The 11813-nt window shown below is 74.8% G+C and carries 10 protein-coding genes and 3 pseudogenes; 6 read left to right on the top strand and 7 right to left on the bottom strand.

All coding sequences use genetic code 11. The annotated features are described in order from the left end of the window. Positions 1–39: 39 nt before the first annotated feature. Positions 40–1713, top strand: coding sequence for an acyclic terpene utilization AtuA family protein (locus ACVJO7_RS00190; RefSeq protein ID WP_491671560.1), 1674 nt, complete (start codon positions 40–42; stop codon positions 1711–1713). 121 nt (positions 1714–1834) lie between these two features. Here ACVJO7_RS00190 and ACVJO7_RS00185 read toward each other — a convergent pair. Then, positions 1835–2047 (bottom strand): annotated as a pseudogene (locus tag ACVJO7_RS00185) (histidine kinase dimerization/phospho-acceptor domain-containing protein); the annotation flags it as partial. A gap of 14 nt (positions 2048–2061) precedes the next feature. On the opposite strand from ACVJO7_RS00185, the pseudogene ACVJO7_RS00180 reads away from it, so the two are divergent. Then, positions 2062–2430, top strand: a pseudogene (locus tag ACVJO7_RS00180) (TAXI family TRAP transporter solute-binding subunit); the annotation flags it as partial. A 38-nt stretch (positions 2431–2468) separates the two neighbouring features. Here ACVJO7_RS00180 and ACVJO7_RS00175 read toward each other — a convergent pair. Beyond that, a complete protein-coding gene (locus ACVJO7_RS00175) occupies positions 2469–2678 on the bottom strand; it encodes a hypothetical protein (protein WP_491671191.1) in 210 nt (69 codons plus the stop codon). Between ACVJO7_RS00175 and ACVJO7_RS00170 the strand changes: the two are divergent. After that, positions 2587–2886 (top strand): annotated as a pseudogene (locus tag ACVJO7_RS00170) (TAXI family TRAP transporter solute-binding subunit); the annotation flags it as partial. The gene ACVJO7_RS00175 and the pseudogene ACVJO7_RS00170 sit on opposite strands and share 92 nt — an antisense overlap. 105 nt (positions 2887–2991) lie before the next feature. On the opposite strand, the gene ACVJO7_RS00165 reads toward ACVJO7_RS00170, so the two are convergent. Continuing rightward, positions 2992–3990 (bottom strand): Bug family tripartite tricarboxylate transporter substrate binding protein, encoded by a 999-nt coding sequence (locus ACVJO7_RS00165; RefSeq protein WP_491671190.1) that lies wholly within the window; start codon positions 3988–3990, stop codon positions 2992–2994. A gap of 81 nt (positions 3991–4071) precedes the next feature. Between ACVJO7_RS00165 and ACVJO7_RS00160 the strand changes: the two genes are divergently transcribed. Beyond that, the gene (locus ACVJO7_RS00160; RefSeq protein ID WP_491671189.1) at positions 4072–5697 is read left to right on the top strand and encodes a sensor histidine kinase; all 1626 of its coding nucleotides are present in this window, start codon (positions 4072–4074) and stop codon (positions 5695–5697) included. Next, entirely contained in the window at positions 5694–6380 is a 687-nt protein-coding gene (locus ACVJO7_RS00155) for a response regulator (RefSeq protein ID WP_344027212.1), read from the top strand. Before ACVJO7_RS00160 ends, ACVJO7_RS00155 begins: the two co-directional genes overlap by 4 nt. On the opposite strand, the gene ACVJO7_RS00150 is transcribed toward ACVJO7_RS00155, so the two are convergent. The 4 genes from ACVJO7_RS00150 to ACVJO7_RS00135 form a co-directional block, all read right to left on the bottom strand. After that, entirely contained in the window at positions 6362–7285 is a 924-nt protein-coding gene (locus tag ACVJO7_RS00150) for an alpha/beta fold hydrolase (protein WP_491671188.1), read from the bottom strand. The two genes, ACVJO7_RS00155 and ACVJO7_RS00150, sit on opposite strands and share 19 nt — an antisense overlap. 135 nt (positions 7286–7420) lie before the next feature. Further along, positions 7421–7732: an integration host factor, actinobacterial type gene (gene mihF / locus ACVJO7_RS00145; protein ID WP_085916071.1), complete on the bottom strand. Its 312-nt coding sequence runs from the start codon at positions 7730–7732 to the stop codon at positions 7421–7423. A 197-nt stretch (positions 7733–7929) separates the two neighbouring features. After that, positions 7930–8400: an ester cyclase gene (locus tag ACVJO7_RS00140; RefSeq protein ID WP_491671187.1), complete on the bottom strand. Its 471-nt coding sequence runs from the start codon at positions 8398–8400 to the stop codon at positions 7930–7932. An 81-nt stretch (positions 8401–8481) separates the two neighbouring features. Then, positions 8482–9918: an NAD(P)/FAD-dependent oxidoreductase gene (locus ACVJO7_RS00135; RefSeq protein WP_344027203.1), complete on the bottom strand. Its 1437-nt coding sequence runs from the start codon at positions 9916–9918 to the stop codon at positions 8482–8484. 227 nt (positions 9919–10145) lie between these two features. Between ACVJO7_RS00135 and ACVJO7_RS00130 the strand changes: the two genes are divergently transcribed. Continuing rightward, a complete protein-coding gene (locus tag ACVJO7_RS00130) occupies positions 10146–11807 on the top strand; it encodes an asparagine synthase-related protein (protein WP_491671186.1) in 1662 nt (553 codons plus the stop codon). Positions 11808–11813 lie beyond the last annotated feature (6 nt).

Below are 11813 nucleotides of genomic sequence, written 5' to 3'. Positions count from 1 at the left end.
TCCGGGTTCTACGGCGACCGGCTCGACGCCGCCCGGGAGATGATCGAGACCGGCGACGTGGACGTCGTCTGCGGCGACTACCTCGCCGAGCTGACGATGCTGATCCTGGCGAAGGCGCAGGCCCGCGAGGGCGGCGTCGGCTACGCACGGACGTTCCTGACCCAGGTCGAGCAGATCCTCGCCGGCTGCGCCGAGCGCGGCATCCGGATCGTCGCCAACGCCGGCGGGCTGGACCCGGCCGGGCTGGCCGGCGCCGTCCGGGCGGTCGCCGCGGCGCGGGGGATCACCGTGCGGGTCGCCCACGTCGAGGGCGACGACCTGCGCGGCGACCTGTCCGCGATCGACCCGCCGGTCGACGGGACGCCGGTCTCGGCGAACGCCTACCTGGGGGCGTGGGGGATCGCCGAGGCGCTCGCCGCGGGCGCCGACGTCGTCGTCACCGGGCGGGTCACCGACGCCTCGCTGGTCGTCGGGCCGGCCGCCTGGTGGCACGGCTGGGCGCCCGACGGCTGGGACGCGCTGGCCGGCGCCGTCGTCGCCGGGCACGTGATCGAGTGCGGCCCGCAGGCGACCGGCGGCAACTACCCGTTCCTGCACGAGATCACCGACCGCCGCCGCCCCGGCTTCCCGATCGCCGAGGTCGCCGCGGACGGCAGCTCGGTGATCACCAAACCGGACGGCACCGGCGGCCTGGTGTCCGTCGGCACGGTCACCGCGCAGCTGCTCTACGAGATCGGCCCGCCCGCCTATCTCGGCCCGGACGTGACCGCGCACTTCGACACGATCCGCCTCGAACAGGCCGGGGAGCACCGGGTCGCGATCAGCGGGGTGCGCGGCAGCCCGCCGCCGGACACCCTGAAGGTCGCGCTCAACGACGTCGGCGGCTACCGCAATACGATGACGCTGGTGCTGACCGGTCTCGACATCGAGGCCAAGGCGGCCTGGGCCGAGGAGCTGCTGTTCGGGATCCTGGACCGGGACGCCTTCGACGACGTCGATGTTCGGCTGCTGCGCTTCGACCGTCCCGACGCCGAGTCCAATCCGGAGGCGACCGCGCACCTGCGGATCACCGTGAAGGGCGCCGACCGGCGGCTGGTCGGCCGCGGGTTCTCGAACGCGACGATGGAGCTCGCGCTCGGCGGGTACGCCGGGTTCCACACCACCACCCCGCCGACCGACGCGACCGCGTTCGGGATCTACCGGCCGGCGAGGGTGCCCCGCACGGCGGTGACGCACACCGTCGTGCTGCCCGACGGGACCCGCCGGACGATCGCCGACCCGCCCACCTCCGGCCCGGTGTCGTCGCAGGTCACGGCGCCGGCCCGAACAGGTGAGCAGAGCAACGGGGCGACAGGTGAGCAGAGCAGCGGGGAGACCGCGAGGGTCCCGCTCGGGACGGTCGCCGGCGCCCGCTCCGGGGACAAGGGCGGGGACGCCAACATCGGGATCTGGGCGCGCGACGACGCCGGGCACGACTGGCTCGCGACGTTCCTCACCCCGCAGCGGATCCGCGAGCTGCTCGGCCCGGAGACCGCCGGGCTCGACGTGGAGGTGTTCGACCTGCCGAACCTGCGCGCGGTGAACGTCGTCGTGCACGGCCTGCTCGGGGACGGCGTCGCCTCGTCGACCCGGCCGGACCCGCAGGCGAAGGGACTGGGGGAGTACCTGCGCAGCCGGCTGGTCGACGTCCCGGTGCAGCTGCTGCCGAGCTGACCCGGTCCGAGATCCGGCGCGGGGCGCGGCGGGACGGCCGGGCCCCGCGGTCAGGCCGGCGGGGCACGGTCGCCGGATCGACCGGTTCCGCGCCGCCGGTCGGGACCCCCGCCCGGGCCAGGGTGAGCAGCTCGTCGGTCACCTCGGAGAGCCGGTTGACCTCGCGCACCGCGGTATCCAGCGGGGCCCGTGCCGCCGCCGGGCCGCCGGCCAGCCTCAGCTCCAGCAGGTCGATCTGCGGGCGCAGCGCGGTGAGCGGGTTGCGCAGCTCGTGCGAGGCGTCGGTGACGAACTGGTCCTGGCGGGCCAGCAGGGTCCGGGTGCCGTCCACCATCGTTCTCCACCGCGGACACCGCGGTGGACGCGGTGCGCGGGCCCGGGAGCTTCGCACCGGAGCTGCGGAAGATCGTCGCGCTGGCCCGGCTCTACACCAGCACCGTGCAGGTCGTCGTCCGCAAGGACCGCAACATCGCTTCGCTGGCCGACCTGGACGGCAAGCGGGTCTCCACCGGCTCGCCGCGATCGGGTACCGAAGTGGTGGCGAACCGGCTGCTGGAGACGGCGGGCGTGCAGGCGCACGCCCAGCGGCTCGACCTGGGGACCAGTGTGGACGGCCTGCGGGACGGCTCGCTGGACACGCTGATCTTGGTGGGCGGCCTGCCCACCCCGGCGCTGATCGACCTGTTCGCCTCCGCCGGTGACGAGGTGTCCATCTGAAGCACCGACGCGGCGACGGCGAGCATCGCGGTCGGCAACTACCTGCTGGCCCGCGACGACATCGATCCCGCGGTGGCCTGCGTGGTCACCACCGCGATGGTGGAGAACGTCGAGCAGCTCACCACGGTGAACCGGGCCGCCTGCGGGATCGATGCGATGATCTGGCTCGGCGGCCTGCCCGCCGCCGCGGTCGCCGATCTGGCCGCCCGGGTGCCGCTGGTCCTGGTCGACCTGGACGGGATGACCACCGCGCTCGACGACCGTTACGACGACGTCTACCGGCCGAGCACCGTCCCGGCCTCGGTGTACGGCACGCCCGCCCCGGTCCGCACGCTGAGCATCACCAACTACCTGATGGCGTCGACCGCGATGCCGCCGGACGAGGTGCGGGCGTGGCTGGGGGCGCTGCTCAGCGAGCGGGTCGCCGGATCGCACCGGGAGGCCGAGCGGCTGAACCCGCGCACCGCGATCGGGACCGGCTCCATCCCGCTCGGCGCCGGGGCCGCCGAGGCGTATACCGCGAGCTGGGCCGCGGGGACCGGTGACCGGCCCGCGCCCGGCTCACGGCCCGCCCAGCCCCATCCGGCCCAGCATCCCGGCGACCCGCTCGTCCTCGGCGTGCAGGAACTCGCCGAACTGGTCCCCGGGCAGCCACACGTCCCGCCAGCCGTTGGCTCGCAGCACCTCCTGCCACTCCGGGGTCTCCCGCATCCGGGCGAACAGGTCCACCAGCGCGGCCCGCGCACCGGGATCGAGACCGGGCGGCGCGACGATGCCGCGCCAGTTGCTGAACTCGACGTCCACACCGGACTCGCGCAGGGTCGGCACGGCCAGCCCGGGCACCCGCTCGTCGGCGGTGACGGCGAGCGCGCGCAGCGAACCGGGGCCGAGCTGGTCGGCGAACTCGCCGAGCCCGGAGACGCCGACCGCGACCTCGCCGGCCAGCAGGGCGGCGAGCAGCGCCCCGCCGCCGTCGTGGTTGACGTAGTCGACCCGCTCCGGCGGGATGCCGGCGTCCTCGGCCAGCAGCATCGTCGCGAGATGGTCCGGGCCGCCGCCGGTCGAGCCGCCGCCGACCGGCAGCGCCGCCGGATCGGCGCGCCAGGTGTCGATCAGGTCGCGCACGTCGTGCAGCGGCGACCCGGCCGCGACGACGACGATCTCCGACTCCTCGAACAGCCGGGCGACCGGGGTGGTGTTCGCCAGCGTCACCCGCGGGTCCTGGGAGGCGACCGCGCCGACCACGCCGAGGCCCATGCTCAGCAGCAGCCGGTCGTTGCCGGTCTCGTTCACCAGCCTGCCGAGCCCGGCGACGCCACCGGCGCCGGGCAGGTTGAACACCTCCACCGGATCGGCGAGCCCGGTGTCGGACAGCGTCCTGGCGGCGCTGCGGGCGGTCACGTCGAAGCCGCCGCCGGGCACGTTCGGGACGAGCATCCGCAGGCCGTGCGGGGTGGAGGGGCCGGGCGCGGCCAGGTCGCGGACGGCCGGGACGGCGGGCGCGACGGCGAGGCAGGCGAGCACCGCGACGAGCGCCACCAGCCACCGTCCCCGGCCCATCACACCCCCCGACGCCGTCCGGGCCGCATTGTGCCGTGACGGTCGGTGCCACGGCGAACGGCGGGCGAATAGGCTCGGCGCATGCGACGGCGCGCCGGGGGAGCGGGCGGCCCGCTGGCACGCCAGTTCCTGGTGTGGCAGCTGGTCGTCGTCGCGCTGCTGCTGGGCGCGGTGGCGGCGCTGGCGGCGGTGCAGGCGGCGGACTCGTTCCGGGAGACCCAGGGTCGCCGGATGCTGTCGGTGGCCGAGGACGTGGCGTCCGTCCCGACCGTGCGGGCCGCGCTGCAGACCGGCCGGCACGATCTGCTCCCGTCGTTCGCGCGCAGCGCGGAGAACCTGTCCGGGGCCGACCGGATCGAGATCGTCGACGCCGGGCTGGTGGTGCGGACCTCGCCGGACCCGTCGCGGGAGAGCACGCACTTCGACCCGGGTCGGAGCACCGCGCCGCTCGGCCGGGCGTGGATCGGCGAGCAGGCCGGGCGGACGGTCGTCGCGCAGGTCCCGGTGATCGGCGACGAGGGCACCGTCGTCGGGCTGGTGTCGGCCGGGATCCGGGCGCCCGCGCTGTGGTCGTACCTGGCCGGGGCCCGGGCCGAGTCGGTGGCGCTGCTCGGGCTGGCACTGGGCATCGGCGTCGCAGGGTCGCTGCTGCTGGCCCGCCGGGTCCGCCTGCAGACCCTCGGCCTGGAACCGGACGAGATCGTCGAGCTGGTGCAGCGCCGGGAGGCGATGCTGCTCGGCATCAAGGAGGGCGTCGTCGGGCTCGACACCGCGGACCGGATCACCCTGCTCAATCCGGTCGCCCGGGAGCTGCTGGAGCTGCCCGCGGCCCGGCCCGGCGACCACGTCGCCGAGCTGGACCTCGACGACCGGCTGCGCGAGGTGCTCACCGGCGCGGCGGCCGGCGAGGACCAGCTGGTGCTGCGCGGCCCGCGCGCGCTGGTGCTGAACCGGATGCCGGTCCGGCTCGACGGCCGGGAGGTGGGCGCCGTCGTCACCCTGCGGGACCGGACCGAGCTCACCACCCTGCAGCACCGGCTGGACGCCTCGCACACGGTCACCGACACGCTACGGGCGCAGGCGCACGAGTTCTCCAACCGGCTGCACACCATCGCCGGGCTGACCGAGCTCGGCGAGCACGACGAGGTGCGCCGGTTCGTGTCCGGGATCGTCGCGGCGTCCGAGGGCTGGCGGCGGGAGGTGTCCGGCCGGGTCGGGGACCCGGCGACGGCGGCGCTGCTGGTCGCGAAGAACAGCCAGGCCGCCGAGCGGGGCGTGACGCTGGAGCTGGCGCCGGACACCCGGCTGGCCCCGACCGACCCGGAGCGCGACCCGGACCTGTCCGCCGACCTGGTGACGGTGCTGGGGAACCTGATCGACAACGCGGTGGACGCGACCGCGTCGACGCCCCCGGGATCGGTGCGCCGGGTCGAGATCGGGCTGACCGGCGGGGGCGACGACCCGGTGCGGGTCGAGGTCCGCGACTCCGGGCCGGGGGTCGCGTCCGGGCTCGCCGAGGAGGTGTTCCGCGCCGGGTTCAGCACCAAGGCCGCGGAGATCGGCGGCCGCGGGCTCGGTCTGGCACTGGCCCGTCAGGCCTGTCTGCGGCGAGGTGGCACGATCGCGGTGCGCGACACCGGGCAGGGACCGCCCGGCGCGGTGTTCGCGGCGATGTTGCCGCTGGTGCCGACGGAGGTGCGGACGTGAGGGTGCTCGTCGTCGACGACGACTTCATGGTCGCCAAGGTGCACTCCGGCTACGTGGAGCGGATCGCCGGCTGCACGGTCGTCGCGGTGGCGCACCGCGGCGAGGAGGCGCTGGAGCTCGCCGCGCAGCTGCGCCCCGATCTGGTGCTGCTCGACGTGTACCTGCCCGACATGTCCGGCCTGGAGGTGCTGTCCCGGCTCCGCACCGGCATGCCGGACGACCCGTTCGTGCTGGTCGTGACGGCGTCGGACGATCCGGCGACGGTCGCGGCCGCGCTGCACGGCGGCGCGCTGCACTACCTGGTGAAGCCGTTCGACTCGGCGGCGCTGGCTGCCCAGGTGCACCGGGCGTCCCGGATCCGGCGCGATCTGGACCGGGTGCGCGACCAGGCCGACATCGACCGGCTGTTCGGCGGCGGGGCCGTCGTCCCGGCCGCGGCGGCGGCCGGTGGGCGGGAGCGGATGCCGAAGGGGCTCACCACGCCGACCGCCGATCTGGTGGCCCGCACCCTGCGCGAGCACGGCGCGGACCTGTCGGCGTCGGAGTGCGCGGAGGCGGCGGAGCTGTCCCGGGTCAGCGCGCGCCGCTACCTGGAGCACTTCGTCTCCACCGGGGTGGTGACGGTCCGGCTGCGCTACGGCGGCACCGGCCGCCCGGAGCGCCGCTACCGCTGGGTGGGCTGAGCGGCCTGCGGGACCCCGGCGCCGGCGGCGTGCTCCAGCAGCAGCGCGGCGACCGGCCCGTGCACGACGGCGGGCAGCAGGTGCCCCATCCCGTCGACGGTGGCCGGCCGCGCGGCCGCCCCGATCCGGCCGGCCAGCAACCGCGCGTGCGGCGGCGGATGGACCGGGTCCTCCGGGCCCTCGACGACCAGCGTCGGCACGGTGATCCGGCCCAGCTCGGCGCCGCGGTCGAGCCCGGCCGGATCGGCCTCGGTGGTGTGCGCGGTGGACGGCTCGACCCGGCCGGAGTGCGCCATCACGGCCCGTTCCAGCGCGGCGTGCTCGGCCCGGTCGAACGGCAGCACGGTGCCGCACAGCCTGCGCCGGAACTCGACCCGCCAGGCCAGCTCGCCGCGCTCGTCGCGCGGGTCGTGCAGCTCCTGGCGCATCCGCAGGATCTCCCGGGCCGGCCCGGGCAGCCCGCCGCCGGACGGGCCCGCCGCGGTCGTGCCCGGGGGAGCCGTCTCCAGCGGGGTCGTGGCCAGCAGCGCGGCGCTCACCAGCCGGTCCGGGTGGTCGAGCGCGAGCAGTTGCACCAGCTCCCCGCCGAGCGCGGCACCGACGGCGTGCACCCGGTCGATCCCGCAGGCGTCCAGCACCCGTAGCGCGTCGGCGGCCAGATCGGCGAGCCGGTAGGGGTGCTCGTCGAACCGGTGCGCCGAACGCCCGGTGTCGCGGTGGTCGTAGCGGACCACCCGGTGCCGGGTGCGCAGCCGGTCGACCAGCGGATCCGGCCAGCGGCCCAGGCCGGTCTCGTCGGCCCCGGCGACGAGCAGCATCGGCGCGGCGGGCACCGCACCGTCGGCCGCGGGGAGGTCCTCCACCCACACGGTCACGCCGGGCTCGACCTCGACCTCGTGCTGCACGGCCGAAGCCTGCCAAACGGCACCGGCGCCCCGCGCGGGCGGGTCACCCGGCCCCGGACGTGCGACGACCCGGACCGCGTGCTGCGGGCCGGGTCGTCGCGGGCGAGGGTGGTGGCCCTCAGCCGACCTTCTCGCTCAGCCGACCTTCTCGATCAGGGCCGCGCGCTGACGCTCGCCGAGACCGGCGGCCCGGCGCGACGCGTCGATCCCGGCCTCCTCCATCACCTTGGAGACCTTCGCCGGGCCCCAGCCCGGGACGCTCTTGAGCAGATCGGCGACCTTGGTCTTGCCGACGATCTGATCGGTCTTCGCGCGACCCAGGACCGCGGGGATGGTCTCCTCGCCGCTGGCGATCTTGTCGCGGAGCTCCTTGCGGGCGGTGCGCGCGGCGGCCGCCTTCTTGAGGGCCTCGGCGCGCTGTTCCGGGGTCAGTGTGGGCAGAGCCATCGCTGACGCCTCCTCTCGGTTCCACGCGCCCCGTTCCGGGGCGGATTGGTATCGCGGATCGCGGTACAGACTGGCAGAGACACCCTCACGACCTGCGGGAACCCCCTCCACGGGGCGTGTCGTGGCTGGTCACGCGCTGCTCGTCGCAGCCGGGCGACCGCCCGCCGCACCGGAAAGGTGAACTCTGTTGCCGCAGGTCAGCGGCATGAAGGCTCTCCGGGCCCGGGGATGCCGAGCGCGCCGCACAGGCCCGCGACGTCCCAGAGGATCCGCACCTCGTCGATCCGGCCCTGCCGCACCCGGGCCAGCTGCACCGCGGCGACCTGGGCCGGCCGGTGGGTGGGCGGAACGCCCGGCAGCAGCCAGGGCAGCTCGCGGTCGTGCACGAAGGAGAACCGGAGCTCGTCGGCGACCCGGCGCACGTCGAGCGTCCGGGAGACGCGGGTGCGCGCCCATCCGGCGGGCAGCGCCGCCACCACGGCGTCCAGGTGGGCGAGCACCGGGCCGTGGCCGGTGCCGCCGGCCCCGGTGGGCAGCTCGGTCCAGCTGACGTCCGCGGCGAGGAGCGCGGCGGCCGCGGCGGTGTCCCGCCGGTCGTGCAGCCCGGCGACGACGTCGTCCCAGGTCCGCGCGATGTCGCGCATCAGCGTCTGCATGGCCGGGGTCACCCGGTCACGGTGCCACGGCGCGCCGCCGCGCGGAACGCCCGGACCCGCCGGGCCGGGGCGTTCCGCGCGTCCCGGAGGGGATCAGGCGGAGGCGGCCGGGCGCTGCGCCGGCCCGGACGGGGTGTTCGGGTCGATCTCGGGCCGGTGCTCAACGTTCTCGTGCGGGTGCGCGGAGTCGACGGCGGCGGCGTGCGGGTCCAGCGACCGGTCGTAGGACGCGGTGACGCTGATCAGCCGGTGCCCGCGGTAGCGCGCGTAGCGCAGCGACCGGACCCAGTTGAACAGCGTGCCGAGCCGGTTGCCCCAGCCGATCAGGAAGGCGACGTGCACGTAGCACCACAGCAGGTAGCCGAGCCAGCCGGTGACCTTGACGCCGCGGACGTCGGCGACGGCCTCGCGGGCGCCGATGGTGGCCATCGAGCCCTTGTCGAAGTAGCGGAACGGCGCCGGGGTGGTGTCGTCGCCCTTGGCCCGGGCCGCGATCAGCTTGCCGACGTAGGTGCCCTGCTGCATCGCGACCTGCGCGACGCCGGGCAGCCGGTCGATGGTCGAGACCATGTCGCCGACGGCGAAGACGTCCCTGCGCCCGGGCAGGCTGCAGTCCGGGTCGACCGACAGCCGGCCGGCCCGGTCGACCTCGGAGCCGGACGCCTTGGCGAGCAGCTCGGCCAGCGGGGACGCCTGCACGCCGGCCGCCCACACCTTGGTGCGGGCGGTGATCCGCTCCTCGCCGTTCGGGCCCTTCACGGTGATCGAGTCGGCGTCCATGTCGGTCGCCATGGTGTTCAGCCGGACCTCGATGCCCTTCTTCTCCAGCGTCTTCTTCGTGTAGCGCTGGAGCTTCTTGGCGAACGGCGGCAGCACGGCGGGCGCGGCGTCGAGCAGGATGATCCGCGCCTGCCGGGTGTCGATGGCCCGGTACTCGCGGGGCAGCACGTGCCGGGCCAGCTCGGACAGCTGCCCGGCCAGCTCGACGCCGGTCGGTCCGGCCCCGACGACGACGAAGGTCATCCAGGCCTGCTGCTCGGCCGGGTCCTCGGCCACCTCGGCCAGCTCGTAGGCGCCGAGGATGCGCGAGCGCAGCAACCGGGCGTCCTCGATGGTCTTCATGCCGGGGGCGTGCTCGGACCACTCCGGGTGCCCGAAGTAGGCGTGCGTGGCGCCGGCGGCGACGACGAGGGTGTCGTAGGCCAGGTCGATCCGCTGCCCGTCCGGGGCGGCCGCGTGCACGATCTTGCCGTCCAGGTCGATCTCGCCGACCTCGGCGAGCAGGGTCCGGACGTTGCGCTGCTTCTTCAGCACCCGGCGCAGCGCCGGGGCGATCAGGCCGGGGGACAGGATCCCGGTCGCGACCTGGTAGAGCAGCGGCTGGAAGAGGTGGTGGTTGGTGCGGTCGACGATGGTGACGTCGACGTCGGCGCCCTTGAGTGCCTTGGCGGCCTGCACGCCGCCGAACCCACCGCCGACGATCACGACCTTGTGCCGGTCCTGTTGTCCGTCGTGCCCTGCCGTGCTCACTGGGTCCGCCCCTCGTAGGTCGCTCCGGTGCGCGGGGTGTCCGCGCCCTGCTCCACGGCCGGGTTGGCTCCTCCCGTCCCGAGCGGGGGCGGTCCTGGTGACTCGACGGTCGGTCGAGCGCGACGAGGGGCCGTCCGGCCAGTCCCCGACCGTACGAACACCGGCGCAACAGAGCAATCCGAAACGACCCGGAAACGCATCTCAGAGTCCGAACTCACACCTCGATCATGCACAAGCGAGATGCACGCTCATCCGGACGTGGGACCATGAATCGTATGTGCGGGATCGTCGCCGCTTTCGGCGGTACAGCAGTGGGACGACCGAAGGACACCGACAAGTACGAGCGGATGCTCGCCAGGGTGGCGCACCGCGGCCCCGACGACACCGGGATCCAGGTGGTCGGGAACTCCTGGCTCGGCCACCAGCGGCTGTCGATCATGGACGTGAGCGGTGGTCACCAGCCGATGTCCGACGCGGCCGAGACGGCCTGGATCGTCGGCAACGGTGAGATCTACAACCACGAGCGGATCAGCAAGGCGTTCCCGGACGGCACGGTGCGCACCAAGTCCGACACCGAGGCGGCGCTGCACGCGGTGATGTGGGACGGGCAGGTCGCCGTCGCCTCGCTGAACGGCATGTTCGCCGTCGCGATGGGCCGCAACGACGGCTCGGCCCTGGTCGCCAGGGACCCGTTCGGGGTGAAGCCGCTCTACTGGGTGCCCCCGACGCAGCTGGCCGACGGGGCCGGCGACACCGTCCCCTACACCGACCCGGACCCGCACGCGACGGTGCTGTTCGCCAGCGAGCTGCGGGCCTTCGACGAGTCCGACCGGCCCTACGTCGAGTCGTTCCCGCCCGGCTGCCTGTGGAGCCCGTCGTCCGGGCTGGTCCGGTTCGCCGAGTCGGTGCCGGTCGAGGTGCGTCCGGCGCGGCGCGCGATCCGTCCCGGCTGGGACGACGCCGACCTGTCCCGGGTCCGCGAGGCCGTCATCTCCGCGGTGCGCCGCCGGATGATGTCCGACGTCGGCGTGGGCGTGTTCCTCTCCGGTGGGCTGGACTCGGCGCTGGTCGCGGCGATCGCCGCGCAGGAGGCCCGGGCGCGCGGCGAGCAGCTGCCCACCTTCGCCGTCGGCACCGAGGACTCCGGCGACCTGATCGCGGCCCGCAAGGTCGCCGCGCACATCGGCTCGGACCACCACGAGATCCTGGTGACCGCCGAGGACATCGGCGAGGCGCTCGACCACGCCGTCGAGGTCATCGAGCACTACGACCCGGCGCTGGTCCGCAGCGCGGTGCCGAACCTGATCCTGGCCCGCGAGGCGGCGAAGAAGGTCAAGGTCGTGCTGACCGGGGAGGGCGCCGACGAGCTGTTCGCCGGGTACTCGTACACCCACGGGCCGGAGTACGCCGACCCGGACACCCTGCAGGCCGAGCTGGTCCGCTCGCTGGAGCAGCTGCACCACCTGAACCTGCAGCGCTGCGACCGCACCACGATGTACTTCGGGCTGGAGGCCCGCGAGCCGTTCCTGGACTCCGTCCTGGTCCGCACCGCGCTGGCGCTGCCCCCGGAGTGGAAGCAGCGCCCGGACGGCCGCCCGGAGAAGGCGATCCTGCGCGAGGCGTTCGAGGGCTGGCTGCCCGAGGACCTGCTGTGGCGGGGCAAGGAGCAGTTCGGCGACGGCTCCGGCGCGGGCACCGTGCTCGCCGAGCTGGCGGCCCGCAAGGCCGAGGCGGCGCGGCTGTCCGGGGAGACCCGCAGCGTGCCCGACCATCCCGAGCACTCCTGGCCGCTGCGCAGCGAGGAGGAGTTCCTCTACTACGAGATCTGGCAGTCGCACTTCGCCGGGATCCGCCCGGACCGCGTGCTGGGGGCCTTCGCCACCGCGTGACCGGGG

The organism is Pseudonocardia sp. DxW, from assembly GCF_058448985.1.
This window is presented reverse-complemented; position numbering and strand designations above follow the sequence as displayed.

Coding starts and splice junctions, on each gene's coding strand:
- ACVJO7_RS00190 (WP_491671560.1), top strand. CDS start 40: ATGATCGAGACCGGCGACGTGGACGTCGTCTGCGGCGACTACCTCGCC.
- ACVJO7_RS00165 (WP_491671190.1), bottom strand. CDS start 3,990: ATGGGCCGGGGACGGTGGCTGGTGGCGCTCGTCGCGGTGCTCGCCTGC.
- ACVJO7_RS00160 (WP_491671189.1), top strand. CDS start 4,072: ATGCGACGGCGCGCCGGGGGAGCGGGCGGCCCGCTGGCACGCCAGTTC.
- mihF (WP_085916071.1), bottom strand. CDS start 7,732: ATGGCTCTGCCCACACTGACCCCGGAACAGCGCGCCGAGGCCCTCAAG.
- ACVJO7_RS00130 (WP_491671186.1), top strand. CDS start 10,146: ATGCACAAGCGAGATGCACGCTCATCCGGACGTGGGACCATGAATCGT.